16 protein-coding genes are annotated in these 15521 nt (G+C 60.9%); 13 read left to right on the plus strand and 3 right to left on the minus strand.

Features of this window, described 5'->3' with window-relative positions; translation table 11 throughout:
* Positions 1–169 precede the first annotated feature (169 nt).
* From ACLIJ1_RS18400 to ACLIJ1_RS18430, 7 genes are all read left to right on the plus strand, one after another.
* A complete protein-coding gene (locus tag ACLIJ1_RS18400) occupies positions 170–718 on the plus strand; it encodes a hypothetical protein (RefSeq protein ID WP_411366993.1) in 549 nt (182 codons plus the stop codon).
* A gap of 51 nt (positions 719–769) precedes the next feature.
* Positions 770–1066 (plus strand): acylphosphatase, encoded by a 297-nt coding sequence (locus ACLIJ1_RS18405; protein WP_411366994.1) that lies wholly within the window; start codon positions 770–772, stop codon positions 1064–1066.
* Positions 1067–1112: 46 nt separating this feature from the next.
* Positions 1113–1877, plus strand: a complete 765-nt coding sequence (locus ACLIJ1_RS18410; RefSeq protein WP_411366995.1) for an NYN domain-containing protein — start codon at positions 1113–1115, stop codon at positions 1875–1877.
* Positions 1878–2003: 126 nt separating this feature from the next.
* The gene (gene dcm / locus ACLIJ1_RS18415) at positions 2004–3266 is read left to right on the plus strand and encodes a DNA (cytosine-5-)-methyltransferase (RefSeq protein WP_411366996.1); all 1263 of its coding nucleotides are present in this window, start codon (positions 2004–2006) and stop codon (positions 3264–3266) included.
* Positions 3263–3571 carry a hypothetical protein gene (locus ACLIJ1_RS18420; RefSeq protein ID WP_411366997.1) on the plus strand — a complete coding sequence of 103 codons (309 nt, stop codon included), beginning with the start codon at positions 3263–3265 and terminating at the stop codon, positions 3569–3571. Before dcm ends, ACLIJ1_RS18420 begins: the two co-directional genes overlap by 4 nt.
* Complete coding sequence (locus ACLIJ1_RS18425) at positions 3568–3975, plus strand: very short patch repair endonuclease (protein ID WP_411366998.1); 408 nt, start codon at positions 3568–3570, stop codon at positions 3973–3975. Before ACLIJ1_RS18420 ends, ACLIJ1_RS18425 begins: the two co-directional genes overlap by 4 nt.
* 10 nt (positions 3976–3985) lie before the next feature.
* Positions 3986–5197: an MvaI/BcnI family restriction endonuclease gene (locus ACLIJ1_RS18430; RefSeq protein ID WP_411366999.1), complete on the plus strand. Its 1212-nt coding sequence runs from the start codon at positions 3986–3988 to the stop codon at positions 5195–5197.
* A gap of 98 nt (positions 5198–5295) precedes the next feature.
* On the opposite strand, the gene gyrB is transcribed toward ACLIJ1_RS18430, so the two are convergent.
* The 3 genes from gyrB to dnaA all read right to left on the minus strand — a co-directional run bounded on the left by gyrB (position 5296) and on the right by dnaA (position 10652).
* Positions 5296–7923, minus strand: coding sequence for a DNA topoisomerase (ATP-hydrolyzing) subunit B (gene gyrB, locus ACLIJ1_RS18435; RefSeq protein WP_411367000.1), 2628 nt, complete (start codon positions 7921–7923; stop codon positions 5296–5298).
* 81 nt (positions 7924–8004) lie between these two features.
* The gene (gene dnaN / locus ACLIJ1_RS18440; RefSeq protein ID WP_411367001.1) at positions 8005–9111 is read right to left on the minus strand and encodes a DNA polymerase III subunit beta; all 1107 of its coding nucleotides are present in this window, start codon (positions 9109–9111) and stop codon (positions 8005–8007) included.
* 131 nt (positions 9112–9242) lie between these two features.
* Positions 9243–10652 (minus strand): chromosomal replication initiator protein DnaA, encoded by a 1410-nt coding sequence (gene dnaA / locus ACLIJ1_RS18445; protein WP_411367002.1) that lies wholly within the window; start codon positions 10650–10652, stop codon positions 9243–9245.
* A gap of 234 nt (positions 10653–10886) precedes the next feature.
* Between dnaA and ACLIJ1_RS18450 the strand changes: the two genes are divergently transcribed.
* The 6 genes from ACLIJ1_RS18450 (at position 10887) to yidC (ending at position 15454) form a co-directional block, all read left to right on the plus strand.
* The gene (locus tag ACLIJ1_RS18450; protein WP_411367003.1) at positions 10887–11411 is read left to right on the plus strand and encodes a hypothetical protein; all 525 of its coding nucleotides are present in this window, start codon (positions 10887–10889) and stop codon (positions 11409–11411) included.
* Complete coding sequence (locus ACLIJ1_RS18455) at positions 11411–12766, plus strand: hypothetical protein (RefSeq protein ID WP_411367004.1); 1356 nt, start codon at positions 11411–11413, stop codon at positions 12764–12766. The genes ACLIJ1_RS18450 and ACLIJ1_RS18455 overlap by 1 nt, the downstream gene beginning before the upstream one ends.
* 102 nt (positions 12767–12868) lie before the next feature.
* Positions 12869–13003: a 50S ribosomal protein L34 gene (gene rpmH, locus ACLIJ1_RS18460; RefSeq protein ID WP_066096666.1), complete on the plus strand. Its 135-nt coding sequence runs from the start codon at positions 12869–12871 to the stop codon at positions 13001–13003.
* A 71-nt stretch (positions 13004–13074) separates the two neighbouring features.
* Positions 13075–13479, plus strand: a complete 405-nt coding sequence (locus ACLIJ1_RS18465) for a ribonuclease P protein component (RefSeq protein WP_411367005.1) — start codon at positions 13075–13077, stop codon at positions 13477–13479.
* Positions 13473–13760 (plus strand): membrane protein insertion efficiency factor YidD, encoded by a 288-nt coding sequence (yidD, locus tag ACLIJ1_RS18470; protein ID WP_411367006.1) that lies wholly within the window; start codon positions 13473–13475, stop codon positions 13758–13760. The genes ACLIJ1_RS18465 and yidD overlap by 7 nt, the downstream gene beginning before the upstream one ends.
* On the plus strand, positions 13757–15454 hold the full coding sequence (gene yidC / locus ACLIJ1_RS18475; RefSeq protein ID WP_411367007.1) for a membrane protein insertase YidC: 1698 nt from the start codon (positions 13757–13759) through the stop codon (positions 15452–15454). The genes yidD and yidC overlap by 4 nt, the downstream gene beginning before the upstream one ends.
* Positions 15455–15521 lie beyond the last annotated feature (67 nt).

A 15521-nucleotide genomic window follows, 5' to 3' on the forward strand; every position in this document is an offset into this window, starting at 1 on the left:
CGCTCCTGCCCTGCGAGCTTTTCATCTGATGTTCATGTTGGCGTCAGGCCTTGCTCATGTGGCGTTCAACTCCGGTTCAAACCCGGCCCGTCCAATGCACCTCAGGCCACCACGGGCGATGTCCCTGACCCGGCCCACCCCTCAACCGATAGCCAAAGGAGCTCTTCACATGAACGCACGTACCCTCGTTCCCCTCTTCCTCGCCGGCGCCAGCGGCCTGGCCAGCGCCACCGTCGTCAACCAGGCGATCACCGAAGCCGAAGTGCTCGGCGCACAGAAGGCCTGGTGCCAGGCGCTGGTCGACATCAACTCCGCCTATGAGCAAGGCGGCCAGCCGGCCGCCAAGGCCCTGGCCGAAAAGGTCATCGACAGCGCCTACGGCTACCAGATGGGCGCCGTGCTCTTCAAGCCCACGCTGACCGTCGCGCCCCAGACCTTCCGCACCACCCGCGACGGCGCGCTGGCCTACTTCGTCGGCGGAGACGCCAAGTACCCCAAGGACACCGGCTTCGCCCTCAAGGGCTGGAAGCAGTGCGAAGCGAAAAACGCCGCCGTCTTCATCACGGGCGACTCGGCCTCCAGCATGGGCAATGTCGTCATGACCGACAAGAACGGCAAGGTGACCACGGTCGACAAGACCTGGAAGTATGTGAAGGACGACGCCGGCAAGCTGCGCATCGTGCTGCACCACTCGTCACTGCCGTACAGCGGGAGCTGAGCACCGGCATGACAATGGCGCGTTGAGCTACCACGGCCTCAACGCGCCCGCATGACCCCAACCCACGAAACCATCACCCGCCGCTTGCGCATCACCGGCCGCGTGCAAGGCGTCGGCTACCGCTGGAACATGGCGCGGCAGGCGACGGCGCTGGGGTTGCGCGGCTGGGTGCGCAACCGGGTGGACGGGAGTGTTGATGCGCTTGCCAGTGGCCCGGCCGATGCGGTGCAGGCGCTGGTTGACTGGGCGCGGCGCGGGACGGAGCTGGCGCGGGTGGATGGGGTTGTGGTGACTGAGATGGAGGGCGCTGAGGTGCTCGATGGGTTTGAGCAGCGGGAGACGGTGTAGGCGCTGCCTATGATGTAAGCCTCAAACCCAAGGGAGGCCCGCAAAGATGGCGAACAATCACCACGGCGCAGATCAGGAATCGCGCGTTGCCGTCCTGGTGGACTGCGACAACACCACCCCCGAAATCCTGGAATACGCGCTGCGCGTTGTTGCCCAGTTTGGCCGCGTTGTGCTGCGCAGGGGCTACGGTAACCACACCACCCTGGCCAACAAGTGGCAAGAAGCCCTGGTACGCCTGGCTTTCACGCCCTGCTTGCAATACCAGTACGCCGCGGGCAAGAACACGTCTGACATTGCCCTCGCGCTCGATGCCGTCGAAGCCTTGTTTGACGAGCGGGCCGACACTTTCTGCCTCGTCACCAGCGACTCCGACTTCGCCTACCTCTGCCGCAAGCTGCGCGAACGCGGCGCGACGGTGCACATCGTGGGCGAAGCCAAGAGTCCGGACGCGCTGCGCAACGCGAGCGACCAGTTCTTTGAGTGGGTGAGACCGGAGGCGGTTGCTGTTGAACCAGCCAAGGTCGCAGCAAAAGCCGATGCAGTCAAAGCAGACCCGACCAAACCAGCACCAAAGCTTCGACCAAAGTTCGTAGTCGAAGCGGTCACATTGCTGGCGGCTGATACTCCCGAAGGCAAGGTCAGTGTGGGCGGCTTGGGCTCTTACCTGAAGCGGGCAGATCCATCCTTTTCACCGAAGAACTACGGTCACTCGGGCTTGCTGGACATGCTCAAGACCTACGACTTGCTCAAGGTGCAGCAGGAGCCGGGCGGACACTGGACGGCACAGCTCGCGGCAAAGTCGGGCGCCTAGTACCGACGGGATCTACTTGCGACCGCTTCGCGTCAATCCCGAAGCGAGTAGGTAAAGACACTGTATTAATGTACAGAGGGACAAATGAGCGACATAATGTCGCCAATTGTTCCCGCCTGAAAAATCATGATGCTCACCACTGCCGACAACCAGCCCGCTCTGAACTACCTGCATGCAGCCCAAGCTGCTTGGCCCGCTCTTGATATGGCGCAGCACTTCGGGGTCTCTCTACGAACGTTGCAACGCTGGAAGGGCGGAGAGATTGTTCCGCCACGCCATGTCGTGGCCGAGCTGCAGCGCTTGCTGGACTTCGGTGCGTCGAAGACCCCGCGGGGTGACTTCCGTTTCATTGATCTCTTTGCGGGGATCGGGGGCATCCGGCAAGCGTTTGAGTCCATCGGTGGCGAATGCGTTTTCACCAGCGAATGGGACGACTACGCCCAGAGGACGTATGCAGAAAACTACCCCGGTGGGCACCCGATCAACGGTGACATCACAAATATTGAGGCCAACGAGATCCCTGACCACGATGTCCTGCTGGGTGGCTTCCCCTGCCAACCTTTCTCGATCGCTGGCGTGTCAAAGAAGAATGCGCTGGGTCGCGCTCACGGATTCCAGGACGAGACGCAGGGAACACTGTTCTTCGACGTGGCCCGCATCATTGACGAGAAGCGCCCCAAGGCATTTCTGCTGGAAAACGTCAAGAACCTGCAGTCACACGACAAGGGCCGTACCTTCGACGTGATTCAGCGCACGTTGAGAGAAGAGCTCGGCTACCAGATCCACTGCAAGGTGATCGACGGAGCGCACTTCGTACCGCAACACCGGGAGCGGATTCTGATCGTCGGCTTCCGCGATCCGGTGATCTTCGACTGGGACATGGTTGACCTCCCGGGCAAAGGCTCGCATTTGCTGGGAGCAATCCTCCACCGAGGCAAAGACGAGCCATTCATCGAGGCCGATGGCGACAAGTACTTTGATCACAAGGCCGGGCGAGTTCTGGACAAGTACACGCTCACCGACAAGCTTTGGGCCTATCTGCAGGACTACAAGAAAAAGCACCAGGCCGCTGGCAACGGCTTCGGCTTCGGACTGGTGACTCCGGATAGCGTGACCCGGACGCTGTCCGCCCGCTATTACAAGGATGGTTCCGAAATTCTTGTGAGCCAAGGCAGCAAGAAGAACCCGCGGAGGCTGACTCCCCGGGAATGCGCGCGCCTTATGGGCTTCCCGGACTCGTTCAGGATCCCGGTGTCGGACACCCGCGCCTACAAGCAGTTTGGTAATTCGGTTGTTGTGCCCGTCATGGAGGCAGTGGCTCGTGCCATGCAGCCTTTGGTTGTCGAAACCGCAAACACCCAAGCCTCGGATACCCTTCTGGCAGCGTGATCACTCAAGGAGTCGTCATAAGAAATAACCTTCGTGTGCCGAGTTTGAAGGGAAAATCCATCAATGAAATGCATCGATGGTTTCAGACGCTCTATGTCGACGGCCTGCTCTTTAATCCAGATGATCGTCCTGAAGACATCGTTGTGATAGGTACCTTTGAGCCCACATTCACTGAGATTGAGTGTCAAGTCCTGAACGAATCACTTGATCGGCTTTTCGCGTATCACGGCGACAAGGTTTACGACGTGGCGCTCAAGTACTTCTACAAGGCAGCTGGCATTGCGCCAGACTACGTAAGCGTGTGACAGACGTTGTAGATCCGGCAACCCGCAGCCGGATGATGTCGGGCATTCGTGGGAAGAACACAAAGCCGGAAGTCACTGTCCGGAAGTATCTTCATGGCGAAGGCTTCCGTTTTCGCTTGCACTCAGCAAATCTCCCGGGTAAGCCCGACATCGTTTTGCCAAAGCACAAATGTGTTATTTTTGTCCATGGCTGCTTTTGGCACCAGCATGAAGAATGTGCGTATGCAACCTTGCCCAAAAGCAATGTTTGTTTTTGGGAAAAGAAACTTTCTACAAATGTGAAAAGAGATTCTTTTGTGCAAGAGCAGCTTGCCGAACTTGGATGGCGTGTTTTGGTGATCTGGGAATGCGAAATCAAGAGAGGTGATTTTAAGTGGATTCCGGAAAAAATTCGATTGATGTGAGATCAGTTTTATGGCAGCGTTGAAGGAGTACATCCAATCACTTCGATCTGTGATTGATAGGCCTCTTAAGAAGGGGCAACTATTTGCTAAGGTTTTGACGTCCAATGATGATTCAGGCCGGCACGGAGTCTTGATACCCACTGAGGCTTATGGATTCTTTCCGCAGATGGATGTTTTGGATGAAAACCAAAACCAGACACTGGAGTTTGACTCAATCGATGCTGATTCCGGAAAAACCGTGAGACTGGCTTATAAATACTATGAGCGTTATCCCGAGCGAAGAATTACTCGTCTAAATACAATCATCAATCAGAAAGATGGGGATGGGCTGAGGTTACAGATTTTTGTTCGGTTTCTATTAGATGACGGTAGTGTTGCCTATCTTCATGATGCGGCTAACCAGAGGTTGAATTCAAAATTTCAGGAGATCTGGTCTGCGATCGCGAGTTCTGTGGCCCCAGTGCCTGGCGCGTATGTGGCGGTGCCAATCGAGTTTGATGGCTTCGAAATAGATGATGCGCTTGAGGAGTTGTTGTCAAAGTTTGACAAAATCCGTGGCAGCTGGTTTGATTCTTTGCGAGGGGGGGATACCGGGATTGGATTCACTTTTGAGTCGCTTCTTGGTATTGAAGAGAACAATGATCAAACTGCTGATTTTCGAGGAATTGAGCTTAAATGTAAAATGAGAAAGCATCCCCATGCTGGGGCCTTAGGGAAACTGAATCTCTTTCAATCAGGTCCGCGTTGGTGTATTGAGGGCTCTGCACGTGATCGGCTGAGGGTAATTGGTAAGGCTGGTGCGGATGGTTTGTTTTCTTGCTACTCACAGCTTACGACAAAGTCAAACAATTTAGAGCTTGCTTTAGGTGTGAATGGTTTGGAGGGGGCTATTCAACTGTTGAAATCTGAAGCAATGATTGGGCATTGGACGCATGAGAGCTTGAATCGTCGATTGCTGGAGAAACATAGTCGGGCCGCCTTTGTTTTGGCCGATGTTCGAGTCTCAAAGTCAAAGACTAGCTTCAGATATGATGAACTGGTGTACTGCGAAACACCAACAATCGACAACTTCCTAAATCTTGTAAATCAAAACTCTTTGGTTTTTGAGTTCACGATGTCAGAAAAAAAGGACGGCAAAGTCAGAAACCATGGATATCCTTGGCGACTTGTTCGTGAAGAAATGTTGGATCAGCTATTCGGTGTAAAGATAAAGCTTAGATGAAGCAGTTCGAGTTAAATGAGCAGAGGTAGCATTCGACTCACAAGAAAAAAGCCCGAAGGCATTTATGCCTTCGGGCTTTTTCAATCGGATCTATGTGATCAGACGTCGATATTCCCCGCCCGCAAGGCATTCGACTCAATGAATTCCCGACGCGGCTCGACCTCGTCGCCCATCAGCATCGTGAACACGCGATCCGCTTCGATCGCGTCGTCGATCTGCACGCGCAGCAGGCGGCGCACGGTCGGGTCCATGGTGGTTTCCCACAGCTGCGCGGGGTTCATTTCACCCAGGCCTTTGTAGCGCTGGCGGCTGGTGGTGCGTTCGGCTTCGCTGATCAGCCACTGCATGGCCTGGCGGAAGTCGCCGACCTTTTCTTCCTTCTGCTTGTCGCCTTCGCCGCGCAGCGCCTTGGCGCCGTCGCCAAGCAGGCCGCGGAAGGTGTCGGCCGCTGTCGCGAGGGCCGCGTAGTCGGCGCCGTGCACGAAGTCCTGCGTGAGGATGCTGCTCTTGATGTTGCCGTGGTGGCGGCGGCTGATGCGCAGCACCGGCTTGTCGGTGCGGGCGTCGAATTCGCCGGCCACTTCGGGTGGCACGCCGGTGGTGCTCAGCTCGGCCAGCTTGGCCTGCATGGCCACGGCGCTGGCTTCGGCGTCTTCCACGGTGTCGAGCTTGATGCTCACGCCGTCGGCGATCGCGCGCAGGGCTTCGGCGTCCATGAAGTTGGAGAGGCGGTCGATCACGCGCTCGGCGACCTGGTGCTTGCGCGCCAGCTCAGCCAGGGTGTCGCCTTCGAGCACGGTGTTGGCCGCGCCGCCGGTCTGCACCTTGGCGCCGTGCAGCGCGATGCGCAGCAGGAACTGGTCCAGCGCTGGCGCGTCTTTCAGGTACAGCTCTTCCTTGCCGTTCTTGACCTTGTACAGCGGCGGCTGCGCGATGTAGATGTGGCCGCGCTCGACCAGCTCGGGCATCTGGCGGTAGAAGAAGGTCAGCAGCAGGGTGCGGATGTGGGCGCCGTCGACGTCGGCGTCGGTCATGATGATGATGCGGTGGTAGCGCAGCTTGGCGACGTCGAAGTCGTCCTTGCCGTCACCGTTGGCGCTCTCGCCGCCGGCCTTGCCGATACCGGTGCCCAGCGCGGTGATGAGGGTCAGGATTTCGTTGGAGGTCAGCAACTTCTCGTAGCGCGCCTTCTCCACGTTCAGGATCTTGCCCCGCAGCGGCAGGATCGCCTGGAACTTGCGGTCGCGGCCCTGCTTGGCGGAGCCACCGGCGGAGTCGCCCTCGACAATGTAGATCTCGCACAGCGCCGGGTCCTTCTCCTGGCAGTCGGCGAGCTTGCCGGGCAGGCCCATGCCGTCGAGCACGCCCTTGCGGCGCGTCATCTCGCGGGCCTTGCGGGCGGCTTCGCGGGCGCGGGCGGCTTCAACGATCTTGCCGCAGATGATCTTGGCGTCATTGGGGCGTTCCTGCAGGTAGTCGGTCAGCAGGCGGGCGACCACGTCTTCCACCGGGCCGCGCACTTCGCTGGAGACCAGCTTGTCCTTGGTCTGGCTGGAGAACTTGGGCTCGGGCACCTTGACCGACAGCACGCAGCACAGGCCTTCGCGCATGTCGTCACCGGTGACCTCGACCTTGGCCTTCTTGGCGAAGTCGTTCTCTTCGATGTACTTGTTGATGACGCGGGTCATCGCAGCGCGCAGGCCGGTCAGGTGGGTGCCGCCGTCGCGCTGCGGGATGTTGTTGGTGAAGCAGAGCACCTGCTCGTTGTAGCCGCTGTTCCACTGCATCGCGACCTCGACACCGATGTTGGTGCCCTGGTCGCTGGTGCGGTCGCCCAGCGCGTGGAAGCAGTTGGGGTGCAGGACCGTCTTGCCCTTGTTGATGAACTCGACGAAGCCCTTGACGCCGCCGGCGCCGGAGAAGTCGTCTTCCTTGCCGGTGCGCTCGTCCTTGAGGCGGATGCGCACGCCGTTGTTCAGGAACGAGAGTTCGCGCAGGCGTTTGGCCAGGATGTCGTAGTGGAAGTCGTTGTTCTCTTTGAAGATCTCGGTGTCGGGCAGGAAGTGCACTTCCGTACCGCGCTTCTCGGTGGCGCCCGTGACCTTCATCGGCGAGACCTCAACGCCGTCGCGCGTCTCGAGCAGGCGGTTCTGCACGAAGCCGCGCGCGAACTCGATCTGGTGCATCTGGCCTTCGCGGCGCACGACCAGGCGCAGCCACACGGACAGCGCGTTCACGCAGGACACACCCACGCCGTGCAGGCCGCCCGAGACCTTGTACGAGTTCTGGTTGAACTTGCCGCCGGCGTGCAGTTCGGTCAGCGCGATTTCGGCGGCCGAGCGCTTGGGCTCGTGCTTGTCGTCCATCTTCACGCCGGTCGGGATGCCGCGGCCGTTGTCGGTCACGCTGATCGAGTTGTCGGTGTGGATGGTGACGACGATGTCGTCGCAGTGGCCAGCCAAGGCTTCGTCGATGGAGTTGTCGACCACCTCGAACACTAGGTGGTGCAGACCGGTGCCGTCGGACGTGTCGCCGATGTACATGCCCGGGCGCTTGCGCACCGCTTCCAGCCCTTCCAGGATCTGGATCGCGCCTTCGCCATAGCCTTCGCTCGCACCGGCCTGGTGGGCGTCGATCTTGGGCTGGAAGTTGGAGCTTTCGGACCCTGCTTCACCGGTGTGGACGGCATCGGAACCGGGTTCGGCGGGCTTGTTGGCTTCGGACATGTTGAATTTCTCTGACTTCTAGAAACGCCAAACCCGCTGGTCAGCGGGTTGGTCAGCAAGGGACTGCGGGGTGGCTGCGGATCAGATCCGCATGGGCATCACCACGTATTTGAATGCGTTGTCGTCGGGGTTGGTGACCAGCGCCGAACTGTTGCCGTCGGCCAGCTCAATGCGGACCATCTCCTGCGTCATGTTCTGCAGCGCGTCGATCAGGTAGGTGACGTTGAAACCGATCTCGATGGCGTCGCCGCCGTAGTCGATGTCGAGTTCGTCGACAGCTTCTTCCTGCTCGGCGTTGCTGGAGGCGACGCGCAGCGTGCCCGGCTCGACGTTCAGGCGCACGCCCTTGAACTTCTCGCTGGTCATGATGGCGGTGCGCTGCAGGCTGGCCAGCAGCGGCTGACGGCCCAGCGTGACGATGTTCTTGTGGTTCTTGGGAATCACGCGGTTGTAGTCGGGGAACTTGCCCTCGACCAGCTTGGTGACGAACTCCATGCCGTCAAAGCTGAACTTGGCCTGGTTGGCGGCGAACTGCATCTCGATCGCGCCTTCCTTGTCGGACAGCAGGCGCTGCAGTTCCAGCACGGTCTTGCGCGGCAGGATCACTTCCTGTTTCGGCACTTCCACGTCCAGCTCGGCGCTGGCAAACGCCAGGCGGTGGCCGTCGGTGGCGACCAGCGAGAGCTTCTTGCCTTCGGCCACGAACAGGATGCCGTTGAGGTAATAGCGGATGTCGTGCACTGCCATCGCGAACGACACCTGCGACAGCAGGCTCTTGAGCGTCTTCTGCGGCACCGAGAACACGGGGCCGAAGCTGGCCGATTCCTGCACCAGAGGGAAGTCTTCGGGCGGCATGCTCTGCAGCGTGAAGCGGCTCTTGCCGCCCTTGAGCACCGTCTTGCCGCCGGTGTGTTCCAGGCTCACGGTCTGGTCGGCCGGCATGGTGCGCAGGATGTCGATCAGCTTGCGCGCGCCCAGGGTGGTGGCGAAGCTGCCGTCGTCGCCGTCGAGGGCGGCCGTGGTGCGGATCTGGATTTCCAGGTCGCTGGTGGTCAGCTGGACCTGCGAGCCGGTCTTGCGCAGCAGCACGTTGGCGAGGATGGGCAGCGTGTGGCGGCGCTCGACGATGCCGGCGACCGACTGCAGCGCGGCCAGCACGTTGGCCTGGGAAGACTTCAAAACGATCATGTCAGACTCTTTCGTCACTGGTTGACTGGCGCTCTCCGGTGGCGCTCTCCTCGGGCGTTCCTCGCAGCCCCCTCGAAACCCAAAACTTAGCTATTTTCACCTGTTTTGCAGGTGGTTTCCTGCGCCGGCGTTCACCCCTTCAGGGTTTGCTCCAGAACGTGCAGTTGCTGGTTCAGTTCGGTGTTGGTCTGGCGTTCGGCGGCGATCTTGCGCACCGCGTGCAGCACGGTCGTGTGGTCCCGGCCGCCGAACAGCTCGCCGATCTCCGGTAGGCTCTTCTGGGTCAGCTCCTTGGCCAGGAACATGGCGATCTGGCGCGGGCGGGCGATGCTGGCCGGGCGCTTCTTCGAGTACATGTCCGCGACCTTGATCTTGTAATAGTCGGCCACAGTCTTCTGGATGTTCTCGACCGAGATCTGCCGGTTCTGGATCGACAGCAGGTCTTTCAGGGCATCGCGCGCCAGCTGGATCGAGATGTCCTTCTGGTTGAAGCGGCTGTAGGCCAGGATCTTGCGCAGCGCGCCTTCGAGCTCGCGCACGTTGGAGCGCACGTTCTTGGCCACGAAGAAGGCGACTTCCTCGGGCATCACGGCGTTTTCTGCAATCGCCTTGTTGATCAGGATCGCCACGCGCATTTCCAGCTCGGGCGGCTCGATCGCGACCGTCAGGCCCGAATCGAAGCGCGAAACCAGGCGTTCATGGATGTCGGCCAGGCCCTTGGGGTAGGTGTCGCTGGTCAGCACGATGTGGCTCTTGCGGGCCAGCAGCGCCTCGAAAGCATTGAAGAATTCTTCCTGCGTGCGTTCCTTGTTGGCAAAGAACTGCACGTCGTCGATCAACAGCAGATCGAGCGAGTGGTAACGCTGCTTGAACTCGTCAAAAGTCTTGCGCTGGTAGGACTTGACCACATCCGAGACGAACTGTTCGGCGTGGATGTACAGAACCTTGGCCTGCGGCTTGTCGGCCATCAGGTGATTGCCGATCGCGTGGACCAGGTGGGTCTTGCCCAGACCGACGCCGCCGTAGATGAACAGCGGGTTGTAAAGCTGGCCCAGGCTGCCCGCGACGTGCATCGCGGCGGCGCGCGCCATGCGGTTGGCTGAGCCTTCGACCAGGGTCGCGAACGTCAGCGCGGGGTTCAGGCGATTGCGTGGACCGTTGTGCGCCGAGGGCTCGGCGGGCGCCACGTCGGGCAACTCGGCCAGTACCTGTTCCTGCACCGTTCGCGCCGTGGGTGTCGAGCGCATCTGCACTTCGCGCGGAGCAAGCGCTAACTCAAGTGTGACCGGAGCACCCTGAAGGCTCTCCAGCAAAGCGGAGATGCGGGCGGCGTACTGGGCGCGGATCCAGTCCATCTTGAACCGGTTGGCGACCGCCACCGTCACCCGCGAACCATCTGCCGCCACGGTGGCGGACAACGGGCGGATCCAGGTGTTGAACTGCTGTTCGGGGATTTCCTGCGCCAGGCGGTCGACGCAGGCGGACCACAGCCCGGCGGGGTCTGCGGCAAAAGCGGAAGGGGGGAGTTGGCCCTCGATCATGAATGCGGAAGGAAGATTTTTCTTGTGGACAAACGGCTCGGGGCTGGCGGACATTGTAGTCCGGCCGCCAAGTTATCCACACCCCCGGATCGACTGTTACAAGTCCGTGGCGCCGCCGTTCGGCTGGCAGGAGGGCACCCGTTCGGGGGAAGTCCCGCTGGCCTCCACGCCCGGCGCTCGGCTATCCTCGCCCGACCGGCACTGGGGCCGGGAAATCAGGGACGGAACAAATCAATGAAGACACTCAGACAGACTTTCACCCGCTGGCTGGCGCTGGCCGGGTTGTTGTTGGCCATGGCGGGCTGCGCGACGGGGCAAAGCGCGAAGCTGGTGAACCATTCGTTCAACTTTGATGGCTGGAAAGATGGCTGGCAAAAGACCGCGCAGCTAATCGAATACAGCTACGGCGACCAAGACGCCTCGGTTAGGCGGAAAGCTCCGGAAGGTGATTTCCTCGGATATCAGTCAGATGTCACGGGCCCTATGCCCGTCGGAGAGTTCCTCAATGTGCGCTGGCGGATGAAAGCCACTGGGGATGTGGTTGAGCAGAGGGTCGATCTTCGTGGGAGATTGCCGGCGAATATGGCTAACCACGCGTTGACGTTCGTGATTGAGGATCGGCAGTTGTATGTGTTTGTGGTGACACCTCGAGAACTCCCAACAGGGGCTGAAAGAAGTCCCGCAAAAACCTGGCGAGGAAAGTACAACTTGGTCTATGAGGTGTACCCCACTCTTGCTGGATATCCAGGAGGGCAGTGATGGGGACCTCTGTTGATCGAGAGCTCACCGTACGCGAAAGGGCTCGAATGCCAGAGGCCCGGCAGGAGATGTTGAACGCAGGTACTCGAGGTTGTGCCACGAAATTCACCTATTTAGCCGCGTTTGACGGGACGAGAAATGATCGCGATCACCGTGAGTTGGCTGGCGTTGACGAAGTCACAAACATAGCGAAATTGGCATCTCAGGCAGAGACTTCGAGCAAGAGCACTCCCGATTTGACGTTCGGTTATTTCAAAGGTGTAGGAACGGGCGGAGACCAAGGCGGCATCGTCAACGCAGGCGTCGCACCATCGCTGGCTATTGAAGCCGCTGCTCAAAGCGCTTACTTGAGGTTCAGAAACGAAGCGCTTGACTACTTGGAAAGAAATAAGCGCTCGGGCGCCACCACCGCCGACATCGGCGCAGCGGCCATAGGCTTCAGCCGAGGCAGCGCCGCAGCCATCCGCTTTGCGCAGCTGGTCAACGAAAAGGGCCTGAGCGGGCCGGGTGGCGAAGAGATCATTCCTCCCGGAAAAGTGCCGGTCACCGGGCTGGCCCTGATCGATCCGGTTGCTCGCTTCGTCGACCAGCCGATGGACATCCCGCCCAATGTGCAGGGGCAGGTCTTGTCGGTGGTCGCCGATCACGAAACCCGCGCCGACTTCCGGCCTTTGCATTACGCGAACGATCCGCGGGTGACCGAGGTGCGGCATCCGGGCAACCACGTTGGCGTCGGTGGTGGCTACGACCGCAACGGCACCGCGGCGAATGTGCTCGAAGGTGTGACCGGCTATCTGCAGCAGCGAGGTGTGCAGGTGACCGATGTGGCGCCGGACAACCGGCACCGGGCCGATGCGCCACAAAAGATCTATTCAGAGGCCTACCAGACAGCACACAACGGCGACGTGATGACCGATGAGGCTGGCAAAAAGCAGCTGGCCTGGCGCGTCGACGATCCGGAAAAGGGTCGGGTGCTGGCGACGCCGAAGATGAGCGAGCAGCACAAACAGGTGCTGCGGCAGTCCATGACGGAATTGTCGCCGGGTCTGAAGGCGCACGGACTCAGCCCTGAGCAGTGCCTGCAAGTCAGCGCAGCCTGCACCGTCTGTGCGGCGCGGCACCAGCCCGACTGGGGCGATCCACGCCGTTTTCTGGTCAGCAAGGACGGGGAAAAGGTGGCGGTGCAACACCAGAACGGCCGCTTCGACGAAGTGCGGGTGGACCAGGCCCTGGAGCGCAGCGCAGTCTCGCATTTGCGGGATCTGCAAGGCAGTGAGCGCACGCCAACCCAGGAGGCGAAAACCCCGGTGGTGACCCCCGAGCCAGCCGCACCGGCGCTGGAGCGCACACCCTGAAATCGGGCCCGGCTTGCCGGCCGGGTGGTTTCTCAGCGATAATTGCGGGTTTCCCTCTAACTTGAACAGCCCAGGCTTTGTCCGGGCCGCACTGCCATGGCAATGAAACGCACCTACCAGCCTTCGAAGATCAAGCGCGCCCGTACCCACGGCTTCCTCGTGCGCATGAAGACCCGCGGTGGCCGCGCCGTCATCAACGCACGCCGCGCCAAGGGCCGCAAGCGCCTGGCTGTCTGAGCCTGCACGCGCCCGCTGCGCATGCCAGCCGGGCCCACGCACTCCTGCGCGCCTGTGACGCCGGCCGTCTGATGCAACGCATCCTGACCCGGACCCAGTTTCAGGCCGCCATGGCGGGCGCCATCGTGGCCAAGACACCTCATTTCGCCCTGCACCGACTGGCATTGCCAGACCCGGCGCAGGGCCGTTTGCTTTTCCCGGTCCAGGACACCTGGATCGGCGTCGTGTTGCCCAAGCGTTGGGCACGTCGCGCTGTCACGCGAAATGCGATCCGCCGCCAGACCTATGAAGCCGCCCGCGCTGCCGCCGACGGCCTGCCGCCGGCGGCGCTGGTGGTGCGGCTGCGCAGCGAGTTCAGCCGCAAGCAGTTCGTGAGTGCCACGTCCGACGCGCTCAAGCAGGCGGTGCGTGCCGAGCTGGTCCAGCTGCTCGGCCGGGTCACCGCGCGAACCACCCCGGAGGTCGCCGCATGCTGAGCGACTGGCCGCGCCTGGCCCTGATCAGGCTGGTCAAGGGCTACCGCCTGGTGCTCAGTCCCTGGCTGGGCGGCAGTTGCCGCTTCGAGCCCACCTGCTCGGTGTACGCGCTCGGTGCGCTGCAGCGCCATGGCGCGCTTGCCGGCGGGTACCTGATGCTGCACCGCATCGGCCGCTGTGGCCCGTGGTGCGAGGGTGGTTGCGACCCGGTGCCCGAGGTGGCGCCTTCGCTGTTCTCTCACCTGATTCCTGTTTCCTCAGAAAAGAAGAACCCGTCATGAACGACATCCGCCGTTCTATCCTCTGGATAGTTTTTGGTTTTTCGATGGTCCTGATCTGGGACAAATGGCAGATCCACAACGGCAAGGCACCGACCTTCTTCCCGTCGTCGGCGGTGTCCGCTCCGGCGGCTGGCGCCAAGGATGCTGCGCCGGTCGGGTCCGTGCCTGCCGCCAGCACTGCTGCGCCAGCGGCCACTCCGACCGTCTCGGGGCAACCCGCTGCAGGTGCACCCGCTCCTGCCGCAGTGCGCCATGAGGTGACCACGGACGTCTTCAAGCTGAGCTTCAACAGCGAAGGCGGATCGCTGATCGGTGCCACCTTGCTCAAGCACGCCAGCAAGGAACTGGGTACTGCGCCGATCGAGCTGCTGACGCAGACCGACAAGCACATCTATGTCGCGCAGACCGGCCTGATCGGCGGCAACTTCCCGACGCACAAGACGCCCATGACCCTGGTGCCGGGGGCGACGGCGCTGGCCGATGGCCAGAATGAACTGCAAGTGAAGTTCGAATCGGCCGACATCGGCGGCGTCAAGCTGGTCAAAATCTACACGCTGCAACGCGGCAGCTACACCATCGGCGTCAGCCACGAGGTGGTCAACACCGGCGCCGCGCCCGTGACGCCGCAGCTGTATGTGCAGCTGGTGCGCGACGGCAACAAGACCGACAGCGAAACACCGTTCTATTCCACCTTCACCGGTCCGGCCATCTACACGGCGGCCCAGAAGTACCAGAAGGTCGAGTTCTCCAAGATCGACGACAACAAGGTCGACATCGAGAAGACCGCCACCAACGGCTACGTGGCCATGGTGCAGCACTACTTCGCATCGGCCTGGATCCTGGCCGATGGTGCGGCGCGCGAGAACTTCGTGCGCAAGGTCGACAACAGCCTGTACTCGGTCGGCACCATCACGACGCTGCCGGCGGTGGCTCCGGGCCAGAGCCAGAAGGTCGATGCGCGCCTGTTCGTCGGTCCGCAGGACGAACACGTGCTTGAAGCCACGACCCCCGGCCTGGAGCTGGTCAAGGATTATGGCTGGCTGACCATCATCGCCAAGCCGCTGTACATGCTGCTGTCCACCATCCACGGTTTCGTGGCCAACTGGGGCTGGTCCATCGTGCTGCTGGTGGTGCTGCTCAAGGCGGCGTTTTACTGGCTCAACGCCAGCGCCTACCGCTCGATGGCCAAGATGAAGGCGATCAACCCGCGCATCACCGAGATGCGCGAGCGCCTCAAGAGCAACCCGCAGCAGATGCAGCAGGAGATGATGAAGATCTACCGCGAAGAGAAGGTCAACCCGCTGGGTGGCTGCTTCCCGATCATGATCCAGATCCCCGTGTTCATCGCGCTGTACTGGGTGCTGCTGTCGTCGGTCGAGATGCGCAATGCGCCCTGGATCGGCTGGATCACCGACCTGTCGACCAAGGACCCGCTGTACATCCTGCCGGTCGTGATGACGCTGACCACCATCGTGCAGACCGCGCTGAACCCGCTGCCGCCCGATCCGATGCAGGCCAAGATGATGTGGATCATGCCGCTGATGTTCTCGGTCATGTTCTTCGCGTTCCCGGCTGGCCTGGTGCTGTACTGGATCACCAACAACACGCTGACCATCCTGCAGCAGGCCTTCATCAACCACCGCATGGGCGTGCCGTTGAAGATCACGAATCCGTTCGAACTGTTCAAGAAGTAGGCCTTCTCGCTGCTTCACTCGATCGGGCCTGCTTTTGCGGGCCCTTTCTTTTTTCCGCCTATCCTTT

The sequence above is a fragment of the Hydrogenophaga sp. RWCD_12 genome, from assembly GCF_046604225.1.
In the GTDB taxonomy this organism is placed as follows: Bacteria; Pseudomonadota; Gammaproteobacteria; order Burkholderiales; family Burkholderiaceae_C; genus Hydrogenophaga.